Origin of the sequence: Bacillus sp. A01H (assembly GCF_045277205.1) — a bacterium.
GTDB classification, from domain to species: domain Bacteria; phylum Bacillota; class Bacilli; order Bacillales; family Bacillaceae_G; genus Bacillus_A; species Bacillus_A paranthracis.
Map to the genome: position 1 here is coordinate 4,219,324 of NZ_CP117702.1, position 15,476 is coordinate 4,234,799.

Genomic DNA, 15,476 nt, shown 5'->3' on the forward strand with positions numbered 1-15,476 from the left:
CTTTCCACCCTGACATTACCTTTTTATTTCTGTTAACATCCGCAGCTGTTCATTGTATTTTTCTTTTGGTAATTTTACATATCCAACCTCTTCAACAAGATTACCAACATGCTGAATCATAAACTCAATATAATTTGCTACATTCATTTTATTTCGGATAGATGCATGATTCACATAAGCAAATAGCGACCTAGATAACGGCTTATACTCACCTGATTGGATGGTATCTTTCGTCGGAAGTACACCATTCACTTTTATTGCTCTCACCTTATCTCGATTGGCCATATAATAAGCATATCCTACAAAACCAATGGCATTTTTATCATTCATTACCCCTTGCATAATAACTTGATCATCTTCAGACAAAGAGACTTTTTTTACAATGCGACTTTTTTGTAAGATGACATTTTGAAAATAATCATACGTACCAGAGTCTACACCTGGCGCATAAAACTTTACCTGTTCACGTGGCCATGATGAATGAATTTGTGACCATCGCTTTTCACTTTCATCTTCACTCCATAATAGACGTAACTCGTCTACCGTCATATTATCTACCCAAGTATTTTGACGGTTCACAACGATTGTAAGGCCGTCATAAGCGACTTCAAACGGTGTAAACTGAATGGAGTTTTTCTTCATTTCATTTTCTTCCACTTGTTTCATTACTCTCGAAGCATTATTTATATCTACTTCTCCTTTACTGAAACGATTAAATCCTCCTCCTGTCCCAGAAACACTGATGGAAATTTTCACGTTTGGATGCACCTTTGTATATTCCTCCGCTACTGCTTCTATAATAGGAAAAACCGTTGAGGATCCATCAACTCTCACTTCTCCCATTTCATTCACAGCAAATGCAGTAGACGTGCCAACATAAAAGAAACATGTCGACAGTATGAAAACTTTAATTGATGCACTTATCCATTTCACGTGTTCTTCCTCCTAGAAGTAACCGGAAATAACAGGATTACAGATATAAGAATACTGCTAAACTATTAATTCGGTTTTAATTGTTTGTAAAAGTTTTGTAAAGTTCCACAAGAATCAACATTAGGTAAATTATTAATCCGTAGCCACTGTTCATCTTCACTGAGGATTGGTCCATAACTTCCATAGTGAATGCATACGTATTATTTGCAAGGTCCCTTAAAATTCCGATATGATCTGCTTGTCCACTTTATTAAAACGTATGCATGAATCAAAAAAAAAAGCACACTATCTTTTCAGATAGTGTGCTTTTTTTACAACTTTTTTATTCATCATCTTGCTTTTTATTTTTCTTATCTATTTCCTCTTGTGTAGCTTCGCCATTTTCTACCTTTTTCAAATCAAAGTACGCGTCCATAATGTCACGACTAATATATCCGTTAATACCTGATTTATCATCTACCCAAGGTACAACAACAGAAAATGCTACTTCAGGGTCTTCAAGTGGCGCATAACCTACTAATGTTAAGTTATATGTTTCTTTACGCTCACCGTTTGCTTTTCTACCAATCTCTTTATCTCCGCCATACACAGTTTGAGCTGTACCTGTTTTACCAGCAGCTTTATATGATGCGCCTGTAAAGTATTTCGCAGCTGTACCACCAGACTCATTAAATACTTGTCTAAATCCTTCCTGAACACGTTTAATTTGTGATTCAGGCATATCAATACGGTTTAGTACTTTTGGTTCCATTGAGTGAACGACTTTTCCAACTTCGCCTTGTTTCGCTTCCGGTTGACGAATTTCTTTTACAACTTGCGGTTGCATACGGTAACCACCATTTGCAATTGTTGAAACATACTGTGCTAATTGAAGTGGTGTATATGTGTCATACTGTCCAATTGATAAATCTAATAAGAAACCAGGCTGATTTCCTCTACCTATTTGACCCGCAGATTCGTTTGGTAAATCGATACCTGTTTTTACACCAAGTCCAAACTGTCCGAAATAATAGCGCATCGTATCAAATGCTTTTTTTGGTACATCTAACGTACCACCTCTCACATATTGAACACCTGCGATATTCATCGCTGTTTTAAACATATATACGTTAGAAGACATTTTTAATGCTGTCAGATCATTAATAGATCCCATCGTCTTCCAAGAAGATTTTTTCGGCGTTCCTTTCAATACGATTGGTTCATCCAGTTGGTAGGAACCCGGTTGAATCGCTTTTGTTTGATATCCTGTAAGTACTGTCGCACCTTTTACAGTTGATCCCATCGGATAAGAACTTGTCATCGTTCCTAATGCGAAATCTTGCACTTTCGTTTCGCCATTTTCTTCCACTAACTGTTTCCCTGCCATAGATAAAACTTCACCATTTTTTGGATTCATCATTACAACGAATGCGCGATCTAAAAGAGGTTGTCCCCCTTTATATCTCAATAAATTTTTCGTGATAATTTCTTCTACACGCTTTTGTAATTCCATATCAATTGTTAAATTCAGATTGTTACCACTTTGCCCTTTTGATACATTAATCGTTTCTAAAATATTACCGTTTTTATCCGTAATATTTCTCACTTCCGCTTTATTACCGTGCAAACTATCTTCATATTGCTGCTCAAGATAACTTTTCCCTACGCGGTCATTTCGATTATAATCACGAACAAGATAGTAATCTAGTCTTTCTCTAGGTAAACCTTCATCAGACGTTGACACGCCGCCAAGTACACTTCGGAATAAATCATCATAAATATACTTTCGATCCCAATCAACATTCGTATCTACACCTGGTAATGTTGCTAGATTTTCACTAATAATCGCATATTCTTGTTCTGTAGCACCCTTTTTAATGACTTGTGGCGTCATCGCATATCCGCCGTCCATTTTGCTTTTAATCGCTAGCACTTCTAAATCTTTTGCGGATAATTGATTCACTTCTTCTTCTGTCACGCGATTTCGTTGACGCTCATCTAATTCTTTATCGTCAATTTTTTTATCTTTAAACTCTTGACGATCTTTTTTCGTAATTTTTTCTTGCGCTTCTTCTTTATGAATAGCAAGCCAATAATCTTTTTTATCGCGATCTGTTAATTTATCTGTCGGTACTTCAATCAAATCTGCTAATCTTTTCGCTGTTTCTAAGCGAGCCTCTGCAGTTGATCCTTTCATTTTTGTAAATGTAATCGTACGTACAGCTGCATTATCTACTACAGCTCGCCCATAACGGTCAAATATTTTCCCACGTGGTACAGGATTACTTATCGTCGAGTTTTCTTTCCTCTCCACTTCATTCTTATATTCCTCACCGCGAACAATTTGTACATAACCAAGCCTTACAATAACCGCGGAGAACATTAAAAACACGCAGAAAAACAGCACGTTTAACCGAAAAGGAACGTGAGTCTTTTTCTTTTGTTGTTTCTGCTTCTTGCCCATACAAACCCCCTCTACCAACAGCTATGTAATTTGAAAGGGACACCTTCATACAGGTGTCCTCACTGCTGTCTTACATCTTTTTCTATTCTAGCATAAAACAAACGATAAGTTAACCTTCTGGTTCTGTTTGATTCTGCGTGGTTCCTTGCGCTACGACACTTGTGTTCCCTGCATTTCCTTCATCATATTTGACATTTTTAACTGCAAAATAAATAAGAAAATGTCCAGCACCTAAAATACATAGTAAGACAGGTAAACTCTTTTCAGGCGGAAAGAATAATACAGCACATAAAAAACTTAAAACTGAACAAATTCTCCCGGCATTTAACCATAATTCTCGGACAACAACATACTCTACACGCCACTCTCTCGCATTTTTCGCTCTACCAATTACATCATATGTCATCGATCCATATGGAACGAGTAAAATAGGGTATGCAATCGCAATGCATGCTGCATAAATAAGTAATTTTGTGTATGTAACATTGAATATAACTAAAAATACAACAGCATATAAAATAATGCCTCCAAGTAAAATTGCTTTTTTTCGCCACTCTTTCTTTAACATACGGGCGACTAAATAGTAACATACAAATGATACAGCAGAATTTACTAAGCTATATTTCCCTAATGCAAGCTCACTATCGGTTGCTAAGTACACATATACTGAAATAACAAAAATGAATGTCCCCTCTCTCAATCCTTGGAAAAAATGAGCGCGTGTAATTCTCCCCCAATTTTTATCAATCCGTCGCTCTTTCAAAACTTGTGTAACCTCATAACGACCTTCACATTCTCTCTTAGATACAAAAAAGCTTAAAACGACAGCAATTGCAAATAACAATAACGAGAGAAAGAATATGACCGTATAACCACTCCACTTCTCCATACGTGAAATTGTGTATCCAGCTGCTATCGGTCCAATCATGCCAGAGAAGGATGTAAGAAGCCCAAGAAACCCATTAAAGAAATCTCTTGTTTCTGGTTCTGTAATCTCAAATGTTAATAAGTTAAACGCGAGCCAGTAAAAACCATATCCGACTCCTAAAAGAGCCCCCATTAATAAAATATAGTGAGAAGCGCTTTTCCCCGCTACTAAAACAACGATAAAAAAAATCGCTAACGTGCCTACGCCTATTCGTAACAAGATCGAGCGATCAATACGCTTCGCTAATTTCCCACCTATAAGAAATGTGAGGGGCTGCAATACAACGCTGGCCAAATTATACAAGCCGAGATTCACATAATTTTGTGTTTGTTTCCATAAATAAATGTTAACAAACGTATTCGATAAAGAAATTGCGAGCGTGTATAAACCTCCAATAAGGAGTAATAACACTAAATCCCGATTCACTTCAACGTCACCAATTATATGTTTCCACTTCATACACAACTCTCCTTTACTTCATGTTCTAGTCTTCCAAAGACAAGCTCAATTATGTAAAAGGAAAGCATAGAAAAAAGCTAGGAGCATTCTCCTAGCTTTTTCTATCGTTATTACAATTATTTTGCTTCTTGGTAACGTTTTTCAGCAGCGTTCCAATCTACAACGTTCCAGAATGCACCGATGTAGTCTGGACGACGGTTTTGATAATTTAAGTAGTAAGCATGTTCCCAAACATCTAAACCGATAACTGGAGTTTTACCTTCAGTTAGAGGAGAATCTTGGTTTGGCGTGCTTGTTACTTCTAACTCACCATTATTTACTACTAACCAAGCCCAACCAGAACCGAAGCGAGTTGCGCCAGCTTTTGCGAATTCTTCTTTGAATGCATCGAAGCTACCGAATTTCGCTTCAATTGCAGTTGCAAGTTCGCCTACTGGTTGTCCGCCGCCGTTTGGAGATAAGATTGTCCAGAAGAATGTGTGGTTAGCATGTCCGCCACCATTGTTACGTACTGCTGTACGGATTGCTTCTGGTACTTCGTTTAAGTTTGCAACTAATTCTTCTACGCTTTTGTCAGCTAATTCTGCATGACCTTCTAAAGCAGCGTTTAAGTTTGTGATGTACGTGTTATGGTGCTTTGTATGATGGATGTTCATTGTTTCTTTGTCAAAGTGAGGCTCTAAAGCATCATACGCATAAGGTAAATTTGGTAATTCGTGTTTTGCCATTGTTATATTCCTCCCAGTTTATGTATTGCCACTTAAGTGACATACAACTACATTCTACCCTAATTGCCATAGGGTGCAAACAAATAAATCACATTGTCTTGCTATCATTAAAGTAGCAAAATTCCCACTTCTTTTCAATTAAAATGCTCATATATTTCATAAAAAAAGCTCCCTTCTACAAGGAAGCTTCCTACTGACATAATAAACAGGTGAAATGGATATGGACCCTGTAGGACTCGAACCTACGACCGGACGGTTATGAGCCGTCTGCTCTAACCAGCTGAGCTAAGGGTCCACAATTATGTATGTAATAATACATCAAATAAAGGAATTCCTATCGGATATACCCTTTAAGAAATGTAAGATAAATTTACCATATAGAAAAGAAAACTGTCAATTGTATTTTTTTCATTTAAAAGAAGAAAATTAATAAAAATAAATTTAGTTATCGCTACTATATGTAAATATAATATATCTTGAGATTCCCTAGATTCCTACGTTACAATGATTTTATACATACATAAAGGAAGTGAATCTATGTCCATATTTACCCAATTAGTCAAAAGCGTATATTCGCCTAAAGATATGGCGCTATTCCGTTTTCAAAAAATCGGAAAAACCATTTTGTATATTATGCTACTTTGTCTAATCACTACTATTCCAAGAACATTCTTTTACGGTAGCTTTATCCAAGATAGTGTTACTATGGTAAATCAAGCAATTGAAAAAGATTTACCTGATTTTAAAATCGAAAATGGTGAACTAAAAGCTGATATTGAACAACCTATTCAAAAAGAAGAGGGAGATGCTCTTTTCGTATTTGATCCAAATACAACAGATATCGAAAAGTATCAAAATAAAACTGGTTTATTTATTTTAAAAGATAAAGTAGTTTCTATAGGAAATGGCCAGACGCAAACATACTCCTACAATGATTTATTAGGGACATCTCTTGAGAAAAAAGATTTGCAAGATTTCATTTCTGTATTTGATAGTATTTATCCAATTTTATTAGCTGTTATCGGAGTGTTAGTATATCTATTCCAATTGTTCATTACTTTCTTAGGAATTACTTTACTTGCGTTTATCGGTTCTGCTATGAGTGGTCAACGTAAATTATCTTATAAGCAAGTATGGACGTTAACTGCCTACAGCTACACAATTCCAACCATCTTCTTTATGATTATGGATTTATTCAAAATCGTTGTACCTGGCTCAACATTCATTTATATCGCAGTTGTTTTAATTGTCCTATACTTAACAATTAAAGAAGTTCCAAAACCGAACGAAAAAAATGCCTAAATAGGCATTTTTTTTTTGGACAAGCATATATTCCTAGCAAAGGAGTGAAGAATATGAAGAGATTAGGTATATTCTTATTCGTGCTTGTTCTTGGTTATATATTTTATTACGATATAAAAATCGGCACTTTACCGATGTTAAGTTCATATAAAAAGACAAATGCGGCCGAAACGATAAAACAAGAAAGTACAAATACAAAACAAAAGAAAGAAAACAAAGCGGAAAAAGAAACAGATGTCACTTATAAAACAATTGAAGTCAAAACAGGTGATACGGTTCTTTCCATTACAGAAGCGATTAATAAGAAGAAAATTCCTTCTATCGAAAAAGTAATTGATGATTTTAAACAATTAAATAAAAATACACCTGCTACAAAAATACAACTTGGAAAGTCTTATAAATTCCCGTTATATCAATAAGCAATCACTTAATCCTTGTCAATTACATAAAGGCGCTGATACAATAGTAAAAGTGAAACCGAGCACTTCGGTTTCTATAGCCCTGTATCACGTATACTATCATTGATATAAGGGACTAAATAAGAAACTTCTTTTATAAGGAGAGCGATCTATTCGTGAATGAAATGACTCATCGTACAAAAACACGTCCAGTTAAAGTCGGTAATTTAACAATTGGCGGTAATAATGAATTAATTATACAAAGTATGACAACAACAAAAACACATGATGTTGAAGCAACAGTTGCTGAAATTAAACGTTTAGAAGAAGCTGGCTGCCAAGTCGTGCGTGTTGCTGTTCCAGACGAACGCGCAGCAAATGCTATTGCTGATATTAAAAAACAAATCAACATTCCACTTGTTGCTGATATTCATTTTGATTATCGTCTTGCTTTAAAAGCAATTGAAGGCGGCATTGATAAAGTACGTATCAATCCAGGTAACATTGGTCGTCGCCATAAAGTAGAAGCTGTTGTAAATGCAGCAAAAGAGCGTGGTATTCCAATCCGTATCGGTGTAAACGCAGGTTCATTAGAGCGTCACATTTTAGAAAAGTACGGATACCCAACTGCAGATGGTATGGTTGAGAGCGCCCTGCATCACATTAAAATTTTAGAGGACTTAGATTTCCATGATATTATCGTATCTATGAAAGCCTCTGATGTTAACTTGGCAATTGAAGCATACGAAAAAGCTGCACGTGCTTTTGATTATCCACTACATTTAGGTATCACAGAATCTGGAACGTTATTTGCCGGAACTGTAAAAAGTGCCGCTGGTCTTGGAGCAATCTTAAGTAAAGGCATCGGAAATACACTACGTATTTCATTAAGTGCTGACCCAGTTGAAGAAGTAAAAGTTGCGCGTGAACTATTAAAGTCATTCGGCCTTGCATCTAATGCAGCAACACTTATTTCTTGTCCAACTTGCGGTCGTATTGAAATTGATTTAATTAGCATCGCTAACGAAGTGGAAGAGTACATTTCTACACTACAAGTACCAATTAAGGTTGCAGTACTTGGCTGCGCCGTAAATGGTCCTGGGGAAGCTCGTGAAGCTGATATCGGTATTGCCGGCGCGCGCGGAGAAGGACTATTATTCCGCAAAGGGCAAGTCGTTCGTAAAGTACCAGAAGAAATAATGGTAGAAGAACTGAAAAAAGAAATCGACGTAATTGCTGCTGAAATGGCTGCTGAACGAGAAAAAGAAAAAGAAACACAAGAACAATAAAAAGAAGGTTGCCCACAACATTTGTGAGCAACCTTCTTTTCTACGTAAAAAAGCTCGTCAGTTATAGAACTAACGAGCTTTTACTTTGCACATTTTGGACAACGTCCGTATATTTCAAACTTATGACCTGTTACTTCATAACCATTAAAATCTTTATTCATAAAATCCATCGGGCAAGAAGTAATCTCTTTCGTCCCTCCGCAATCTAAACAAATAAAATGATGATGATGTTCCATAATAGAACATGTAAAACGAAAATGTTTTTCACCGTTTAATTCCGTTTGTTCTAAAACACCGATTTCAGCAAACACCGTTAAGTTACGATAAATCGTGTCAAAGCTAAGACCTGGATAATCATCCTTCATATGCTCTAAAACGTCCTTCGCTGTTAAATAACGATTGTGAGCTGCAAATAACCTGAGCATTTCTTCCCTTTTCCCAGTATGTTTGTATCCTTTATCTTTCATTAGGCGTAAAGCTTCTGTTAGATTCATATCTATCCCTACTTTATGCAGTTTTTTTCTTCTTCCATAAAATCGCACCAATTAAAATAAGAACCGCTATCATAACAATTGTACCACCTGGTGCTAAATCAAGTTGATACGAAGCAAACATTCCACCAATTACTGCAATTTCACCAAATAAAATGGAGAAGAAAATTGTTTGTTTAAATCCATTTGCAATACGAATACTTGCTGCAACTGGTAATGTCATTAATGATGATACGAGAAGAACCCCTACTACACGCATTGATACTGCAATGACAAGCGCAACCAATATAATGAAAATAAAATGAATCCACTTTGCACTCAAACCGGTTGATACAGCGTATTCTTCATCAAACGATAGTAAAAATAACTCTTTGTATAATAAAGTAATCGTTACGATAACAACAATTGCTACAATGCCGATAATTATTAAATCCGTACTTGTTACAGCACTTACACTACCAAATAAATAACTAAATAAATCTGTGTTAAACCCATTTGCAAGTGAAATAAAAATAACGCCAATCCCCATTCCTGCTGAAAGAATAATTGGAATTGCTAATTCTTGATAATGTTTATATACAGTACGTAGTTTTTCAATAAGTAACGCCCCACCAATAGAAAAAATCATCCCCATATATAACGGATTTAAAAATCCCCCTGTGAAAATTGTTTTTTCTAGTAGTAAACTTGCAGCAATACCCGATAATGTCACGTGGCTTAATGCATCCGCAATAAGCGACATGCGGCGAATGACAACAAATACACCGATAAGCGGCGCAACAAGTCCTATTAAAATTCCTGCATATAAAGAGTTACGTAAAAAGTCATATTGTAAAAAATCTTGTATCATTATATCCTCCCGTGATGCTCATGCTCGTGTTCTAAACGATGAACATGGTGTCCATATAAGACGGACATTTCTGCATCTTCTAACTCTCGGAACTTTTCTACATTTCCATGGAAATGTAAATGTTTGTTTAAGCATGCAACATGTGTTACTTTCTCGGTAACAGCTCCCATATCATGCGTAACGAGAATTAATGTGATTCCTAGCCTTTTGTTTAAATCCTCTAATATCTCATAAAAACTTTCTACATTCTTCACATCAATTCCAACAGTGGGCTCGTCCAAAATAAGTAATTCAGGATCACTAACGAGCGCACGAGCAATAAATACGCGCTGTTGTTGTCCACCAGAAAGTTCTCCAATATTACGCCCTTGAAACTCACTCATTCCTACATCAGCAATCGCTTTTTCTACCTTTTTCTTATCGTTTTTCGTAAAAAAGCGAAACAGCCCTTTTTTCGAAACGAGTCCCATTGACACAACTTCAAACACAGTTGCCGGAAAACCAGAATTAAAGCTATTTGCCTTTTGCGACACATAACCAACTTTGTTCCATTCTTTAAACTTCTTACTATCAACACCAAACAAACGAATGCTTCCCTGTTTTGGCTTTAAAACGCCTAATAAACATTTTAGCAAAGTGGATTTCCCTGAACCATTTGGCCCAACTAAACCTAAAAAAGCTCCCTTCGGAACTTGCAAATTTATATCTTCTAACACATTTCGATCTTCATATCGAAATGACAATCCTTCTATTTCTAATATATTGTTCATAGCATCTCACCTATTTTAATTCAGAATGATTCCGATTTATATCTATTTGAATTATAGTACAGCTTATTATAGTTGTAAACCAATCTGCCTAAAATATATCTACTTTTTCAAGAAACCTTACTATTATAACAAAAAGCAGAGAAAAATTCTCTGCTTTCAAAAGATATTATAATTAATTTTTTAGTGAATAGCCGATTTAAACTTACCACCATTTGTCTCTTGTGTACTCATAATCGTAACAAACGCATTCGCATCAATTTCATACACAATTGATTTTAACTTTGTCACTTCTAGACGTGTTACCACTGCATAAATAACTTCTTTTTCTTTATCCGTGTAACCGCCTTTCGCTACAAGCTTTGTAGTTCCACGACCAAGACGATGCAAAATCGCATTTGATACTTCCTCATATTGATCTGATACAATTAAAACAGCTTTCGTTTCATCTAAACCTTGAATGACTGTATCAATTGTTTTGAATGCAATGTAGTACGTCATAACAGAATACATCGCTTGTTCCACACCAAATACAAATGCTGCCCATGCAAAAATGAATAAGTTCACAAACATTACAAATTCGCCTACGGAGAAAGGTAATTTTTTCGTTAATAAAATACCCATAATTTCTGTTCCGTCCATTGATCCACCATGACGAATAACAAGCCCTACACCAAGCCCTAAAATAAGACCACCAAACACTGTCGCTAAAATTGGCTCTGTTGTAAATGGCGGAACAGCATGTAACGTTGATTCAATAAACGCTAAAGCTACAATACCGAACGCCGAAGATAACATGAACGTTTTTCCAATTTGCTTATAACCCGAATACATAAATGGGATATTGAGAATAACGACTAAAGTAGAGAAACTTAACCACCAAATATTAGGAGTAAGATAATCTAATATAAGAGAAATACCAATAATTCCACCATCAATAATTTTATTTGGCATTAAAAATAATTCAATCGCTACCGCTGCGCATGCTGCTCCAAAAATAATCATAACTAAACGATACATAAGATGGATAACACTTTCTTTTCGATGTTGCTTCTGCTCCATAAGTCCTCCCTTATACTCTTTTTCTATAGTTTTGTCCTTATATTATAACATACGCTTCTTTTTCTCATGAAAAAAGAAGCTCTATATGAATATGTACAAGCTACGTACTCATATATTTCGATAGAAGAACGTGTGAAGGAGGATAACTCGATGAACCTCATTAAACAACTTGTAAATAAAAAATTAAATCATATTTCTACAAAGGAATTATTGAAATATAGTAAAGAATATGATGTTCCAATTACGACTGCACAAGCTGATCAAATTGTTGGACTTATGAAAGGAAAGAATATTAACATTTACGATAATGACGAACGACTAGCGCTCTTAAAACAAATAGCTCAAGTAACCTCGCCCGCTACTGCCCAACAAGTAAATACTTTATTTCAACAACTACTAAAATAAGGAGGGGATATTCCCCTCCTTATTGCCTATTGCGCTTTAATTTTCTCAAGAAGTCCTTCATCAAAAGTACCATTTTTCAGCATTTCGATTTCCAATTTATATGGCGGCTTCTTGTCCTTTTTATCTTCACCTACATATGGTGTTTCCAGAATTTTTGGTACGTGCATTAATTGCGGATGATGCACAATATGATGCAATGCTTTATAACCGATATGACCGAAACCGATATTTTCATGACGGTCCTTTCCTGCGCCGCGTACATTTTTACTATCATTAATATGAAGTACTTGTAAACGATCGATACCAACAATCTTATCAAATTCGTTTAATACACCGTCAAAGTCATTTACAATGTCATATCCTGCATCGTGCGTATGACACGTGTCAAAGCATACCGATAGTTTTTCATTATATGTTACACCATCAATAATTTTTGCAATTTCTTCAAAGCTACGGCCGCATTCTGTTCCTTTTCCTGCCATCGTTTCTAACGCAATGTTCACCGTCTGATCTGGCGTTAATACTTCATTCAGCCCTTTAATAATTTGTTGAATACCAGCGTCTGCCCCTGCACCAACGTGCGCACCTGGGTGAAGAACGATTTGTTTTGCCACACCTAATGCTGATGTTCTTTCAATTTCCATACGAAGGAAATCTACACCTAATTGGAATGTTTCTGGCTTCGTCGTATTTCCAACATTAATAATATATGGCGCATGTACGATAATCTCTTCGATACCGTTTTGTTCCATATGTTTTCTTCCTGCTTCTATATTCAATTCTTCAATTGGTTTTCTTCTCGTATTTTGCGGTGCACCTGTATAAATCATAAACGTCGTTGCACCGTATGAAACAGCCTCTTCACTTGCTGCTAATAACATTTTCTTACCACTCATAGAAACATGAGATCCAATCTTTAACATACAATCACCTCTTCAATATACAATAGATATAATGATAGCATAATTTGTAGAAATATGTAGTGAATTGTTTGTTCACAAAAAACGCACTACATAAATTTATACGACTATTTAAACAGACTATACTCTTCATTTACATTATCTAGATGAAGCGAAACTTTAATCAATATTTTCTATCCATATTGATTACGGCTCTCACAAATAGCTGGATAAAAAAAGATAAGGGAAATCCCTTATCTTTTTTTATTGCTATATTTTCTTTTCACTTTGTCACGTTCTGTTGCAAGTTTACGTTTATAGTTTGGTTTTACTTTTTTCGGTTTTTTAACAACTTTCGTTGCCATAACATCAAGTTCATCATTTGGTTTTTTACGGCTCTTACGACGACGACGTTCACCTAAATCCGCCCACTCATCTCCGCGTAAATCTACATGTTTAAACTCGATATGACGTTGTTTTTCTAAACTATCTAACGCTTCTTCGTTTGCTGGATCATAAATCGTCACTGCAATACCTGAATAGCCTGCACGTGCTGTTCTTCCCACTCGGTGAACGAAGAAATCTAAATCTGCTGGAAGTTCGTAGTTAATAACATGACTAATTCCTTCAATATCAATACCACGAGCTGCTAAATCAGTTGCAACAATATATTGGAATTCAAGGTCACGAATTTGTTTCATCATTTTTTTACGATCACGAGGTGATAAATCTCCGTGAATTCGTCCAACTTTTAAGCCGCGTTCCGTTAATCCGTCAGCAACTTGATCTGCCATTTTCTTCGTATTCGTGAAAACAACTGCTAAATACGGCTTAAATTGTAGCAACATTCTTTTCACTAAATCAATTTTGTTACGATGTTTAGAAGGCACTAAATAATGCTCGATATTTCCAGCCGCAACTTGTTTTGGATTGATATGAATATGCTCTGGATTCTCCATGTATTTCTTCAGAAACGGTTTTAGTTTTTGAGGAATTGTTGCAGAGAAAACTAACATTTGCAAGTTTTTAGGCATGCGTGCTGCAATCTTATCTACATCATGAATGAATCCCATATCAAGCATTAAGTCTGCTTCATCGACAATAATTGTATTTGCTTTATGAACAAACAGTGCTTGTTCTTCTACTAAGTCTTTAATACGTCCTGGTGTTCCAACTACAATATGAGGTTGTTTTTTCAACTTTTCAATTGATCGTTGTTTATCAGTTCCACCAATTAAACAACGTGCTGTAATCATTTGATCTTCCGCACAGAACTTTGTTAATTTCACGATTTCTTCGTAAATTTGTTGTGCTAACTCACGAGTAGGCGCTGTAATAACAAGTTGTACTTCTTCACGACCTGGGTTAATTCTGTTCAATGTAGGAAGTAAGTATGCATGTGTTTTCCCAGAACCTGTTTGGGATTGTCCAATTACACTTACACCTTTTTTCACGACCGGGAAAATTTTCTGTTGAATTCCTGTCGGCTCTGTAAAGCGTAGTTCACGAACTGCATCTATTAAAAATGGTTTAAAATCATACTGTGTAAAAGTTTGTTGTGTCATAAGTTACACCTTCTTTCTAAATTTCTACTGCGCGCACAAATCAGTCAAGTCTACATTATATCGAAATCTACAAGTAAAATCCATCTTTAGTTTAGGTTTTTACTTCAAAAACTAACCTTCTTCCCTCTTATTGCATATTGTATGTGTATATACCTAACTGAAGAAAGGAGGATTTCTCACATGTTTCCAAAATCCCCCATGAGGCAAATGTATCCAAATCCAGGGCAGCAACCTTATACACCATATCCAATTCCACAACTACCACCGATGGCACAAAAAAAGAAAGGATTTCTTGCTAAACTCTTTAAAAAACACGATCCAACCGAAGCTTTCATGCAAATGGTTCCGCCTTATCGACAAATGGAAGGACCGCCAATGATGCACCAGCAACCGCCACCTCAATATCGACAGCAATATCAGCAACAATACCAACACCAATACCCGCAACAATATCAACAGCAATATCAACCATACATGCAGCAACATCCCGAGCAAATGATCCCTCCTCAAATGTATGAATCAAACGACACGCGCGGCGGTGCAGCAAATACAGACACATCAAGTAGCGGCATCGGTAGTTTTTTTTCGAATTTAATTTCGAATCCAACTAATATGATAAATAATATCGAAAAAGTATCACAAGTCGTTCAATCTGTAAGCCCTGTCGTCGAACAGTACGGTCCCATTATGCGTAACCTACCAAGCATTGTTAAAATTCTAACCTCTGGAAAAAGTACGGAAGAAAATCCAACCGAAGATCAAACTGAAGACGTAACAGAAAAGGTTGAGGTAGCAACTCCACATCCTCCATCCAAAAAAAGAAAAAGAAAAAAAATGGTGATTGAGCCAGTCATAGAAAAAGAAGTACGAGAGGAGCCTGTTCAAAAAATAGCAACAAAACCAAAACTATATGTGTAACAATCCTTTGTTTTCTATCCACTCCTCCTTTATAATGTA

The 15,476-nt window shown here is 36.0% G+C and carries 15 protein-coding genes and 1 tRNA gene; 5 read left to right on the top strand and 11 right to left on the bottom strand.

Going from position 1 to position 15,476, the window contains the following annotated elements; genetic code table 11:
• Nucleotides 1-15: 15 nt before the first annotated feature.
• From phoX to PSR14_RS22360, 5 genes are all read right to left on the bottom strand, one after another.
• Nucleotides 16-933, bottom strand: coding sequence for a phosphate ABC transporter substrate-binding protein PhoX (gene phoX / locus PSR14_RS22340; RefSeq protein ID WP_000871260.1), 918 nt, complete (start codon nt 931-933; stop codon nt 16-18).
• A 322-nt stretch (nt 934-1,255) separates the two neighbouring features.
• The gene (locus PSR14_RS22345; RefSeq protein ID WP_000516828.1) at nt 1,256-3,376 is read right to left on the bottom strand and encodes a penicillin-binding protein 2; all 2,121 of its coding nucleotides are present in this window, start codon (nt 3,374-3,376) and stop codon (nt 1,256-1,258) included.
• Nucleotides 3,377-3,485: 109 nt separating this feature from the next.
• Entirely contained in the window at nt 3,486-4,763 is a 1,278-nt protein-coding gene (locus PSR14_RS22350; RefSeq protein WP_000871368.1) for an MFS transporter, read from the bottom strand.
• A 116-nt stretch (nt 4,764-4,879) separates the two neighbouring features.
• On the bottom strand, nt 4,880-5,491 hold the full coding sequence (sodA, locus tag PSR14_RS22355; RefSeq protein WP_001052031.1) for a superoxide dismutase [Mn]: 612 nt from the start codon (nt 5,489-5,491) through the stop codon (nt 4,880-4,882).
• 221 nt (nt 5,492-5,712) lie between these two features.
• A tRNA-Ile gene (locus PSR14_RS22360) sits at nt 5,713-5,786 on the bottom strand.
• A 242-nt stretch (nt 5,787-6,028) separates the two neighbouring features.
• On the opposite strand from PSR14_RS22360, the gene PSR14_RS22365 reads away from it, so the two are divergent.
• From PSR14_RS22365 to ispG, 3 genes are all read left to right on the top strand, one after another.
• Nucleotides 6,029-6,793: a DUF1189 domain-containing protein gene (locus PSR14_RS22365; RefSeq protein WP_000021910.1), complete on the top strand. Its 765-nt coding sequence runs from the start codon at nt 6,029-6,031 to the stop codon at nt 6,791-6,793.
• Between the two features lie 53 nt (nt 6,794-6,846).
• The gene (locus PSR14_RS22370; RefSeq protein ID WP_000825406.1) at nt 6,847-7,212 is read left to right on the top strand and encodes a hypothetical protein; all 366 of its coding nucleotides are present in this window, start codon (nt 6,847-6,849) and stop codon (nt 7,210-7,212) included.
• Between the two features lie 164 nt (nt 7,213-7,376).
• Nucleotides 7,377-8,480 (top strand): flavodoxin-dependent (E)-4-hydroxy-3-methylbut-2-enyl-diphosphate synthase, encoded by a 1,104-nt coding sequence (gene ispG, locus PSR14_RS22375; RefSeq protein ID WP_011040674.1) that lies wholly within the window; start codon nt 7,377-7,379, stop codon nt 8,478-8,480.
• 80 nt (nt 8,481-8,560) lie between these two features.
• Here the strand turns inward: ispG and PSR14_RS22380 are convergent, their stop codons facing one another.
• The 4 genes from PSR14_RS22380 to PSR14_RS22395 all read right to left on the bottom strand — a co-directional run bounded on the left by PSR14_RS22380 (nt 8,561) and on the right by PSR14_RS22395 (nt 11,650).
• Nucleotides 8,561-8,974 carry a Fur family transcriptional regulator gene (locus tag PSR14_RS22380; RefSeq protein WP_001054512.1) on the bottom strand — a complete coding sequence of 138 codons (414 nt, stop codon included), beginning with the start codon at nt 8,972-8,974 and terminating at the stop codon, nt 8,561-8,563.
• A 13-nt stretch (nt 8,975-8,987) separates the two neighbouring features.
• Nucleotides 8,988-9,821, bottom strand: a complete 834-nt coding sequence (locus PSR14_RS22385; protein WP_000613823.1) for a metal ABC transporter permease — start codon at nt 9,819-9,821, stop codon at nt 8,988-8,990.
• Nucleotides 9,821-10,591 carry a metal ABC transporter ATP-binding protein gene (locus tag PSR14_RS22390; RefSeq protein WP_001059652.1) on the bottom strand — a complete coding sequence of 257 codons (771 nt, stop codon included), beginning with the start codon at nt 10,589-10,591 and terminating at the stop codon, nt 9,821-9,823. Before PSR14_RS22390 ends, PSR14_RS22385 begins: the two co-directional genes overlap by 1 nt.
• A 180-nt stretch (nt 10,592-10,771) precedes the next feature.
• A complete protein-coding gene (locus PSR14_RS22395; protein ID WP_000435966.1) occupies nt 10,772-11,650 on the bottom strand; it encodes a YitT family protein in 879 nt (292 codons plus the stop codon).
• Nucleotides 11,651-11,800: 150 nt separating this feature from the next.
• Here PSR14_RS22395 and PSR14_RS22400 point away from each other — a divergent pair, with 150 nt between their 5' ends.
• Nucleotides 11,801-12,055: a DUF2624 domain-containing protein gene (locus PSR14_RS22400; RefSeq protein ID WP_001048963.1), complete on the top strand. Its 255-nt coding sequence runs from the start codon at nt 11,801-11,803 to the stop codon at nt 12,053-12,055.
• Nucleotides 12,056-12,081: 26 nt separating this feature from the next.
• On the opposite strand, the gene PSR14_RS22405 is transcribed toward PSR14_RS22400, so the two are convergent.
• Together PSR14_RS22405 and PSR14_RS22410 are read right to left on the bottom strand one after the other, a co-directional pair.
• Nucleotides 12,082-12,978: a deoxyribonuclease IV gene (locus tag PSR14_RS22405; protein WP_000912469.1), complete on the bottom strand. Its 897-nt coding sequence runs from the start codon at nt 12,976-12,978 to the stop codon at nt 12,082-12,084.
• A 230-nt stretch (nt 12,979-13,208) separates the two neighbouring features.
• Nucleotides 13,209-14,519 carry a DEAD/DEAH box helicase gene (locus PSR14_RS22410; protein ID WP_098487085.1) on the bottom strand — a complete coding sequence of 437 codons (1,311 nt, stop codon included), beginning with the start codon at nt 14,517-14,519 and terminating at the stop codon, nt 13,209-13,211.
• A 180-nt stretch (nt 14,520-14,699) separates the two neighbouring features.
• Here PSR14_RS22410 and vrrA point away from each other — a divergent pair, with 180 nt between their 5' ends.
• The gene (gene vrrA, locus PSR14_RS22415) at nt 14,700-15,437 is read left to right on the top strand and encodes a VrrA/YqfQ family protein (RefSeq protein ID WP_000484140.1); all 738 of its coding nucleotides are present in this window, start codon (nt 14,700-14,702) and stop codon (nt 15,435-15,437) included.
• Nucleotides 15,438-15,476: the final 39 nt, after the last annotated feature.

What these genes read in the sequence shown, in the direction of transcription:
- PSR14_RS22345 (WP_000516828.1), bottom strand. Translation starts at nt 3,376, where the DNA reads ATGGGCAAGAAGCAGAAACAACAAAAGAAAAAGACTCACGTTCCTTTT.
- PSR14_RS22350 (WP_000871368.1), bottom strand. Translation starts at nt 4,763, where the DNA reads ATGAAGTGGAAACATATAATTGGTGACGTTGAAGTGAATCGGGATTTA.
- sodA (WP_001052031.1), bottom strand. Translation starts at nt 5,491, where the DNA reads ATGGCAAAACACGAATTACCAAATTTACCTTATGCGTATGATGCTTTA.
- PSR14_RS22365 (WP_000021910.1), top strand. Translation starts at nt 6,029, where the DNA reads ATGTCCATATTTACCCAATTAGTCAAAAGCGTATATTCGCCTAAAGAT.
- PSR14_RS22370 (WP_000825406.1), top strand. Translation starts at nt 6,847, where the DNA reads ATGAAGAGATTAGGTATATTCTTATTCGTGCTTGTTCTTGGTTATATA.
- ispG (WP_011040674.1), top strand. Translation starts at nt 7,377, where the DNA reads ATGACTCATCGTACAAAAACACGTCCAGTTAAAGTCGGTAATTTAACA.
- PSR14_RS22380 (WP_001054512.1), bottom strand. Translation starts at nt 8,974, where the DNA reads ATGAATCTAACAGAAGCTTTACGCCTAATGAAAGATAAAGGATACAAA.
- PSR14_RS22385 (WP_000613823.1), bottom strand. Translation starts at nt 9,821, where the DNA reads ATGATACAAGATTTTTTACAATATGACTTTTTACGTAACTCTTTATAT.
- PSR14_RS22390 (WP_001059652.1), bottom strand. Translation starts at nt 10,591, where the DNA reads ATGAACAATATATTAGAAATAGAAGGATTGTCATTTCGATATGAAGAT.
- PSR14_RS22395 (WP_000435966.1), bottom strand. Translation starts at nt 11,650, where the DNA reads ATGGAGCAGAAGCAACATCGAAAAGAAAGTGTTATCCATCTTATGTAT.
- PSR14_RS22400 (WP_001048963.1), top strand. Translation starts at nt 11,801, where the DNA reads ATGAACCTCATTAAACAACTTGTAAATAAAAAATTAAATCATATTTCT.
- PSR14_RS22405 (WP_000912469.1), bottom strand. Translation starts at nt 12,978, where the DNA reads ATGTTAAAGATTGGATCTCATGTTTCTATGAGTGGTAAGAAAATGTTA.
- PSR14_RS22410 (WP_098487085.1), bottom strand. Translation starts at nt 14,519, where the DNA reads ATGACACAACAAACTTTTACACAGTATGATTTTAAACCATTTTTAATA.
- vrrA (WP_000484140.1), top strand. Translation starts at nt 14,700, where the DNA reads ATGTTTCCAAAATCCCCCATGAGGCAAATGTATCCAAATCCAGGGCAG.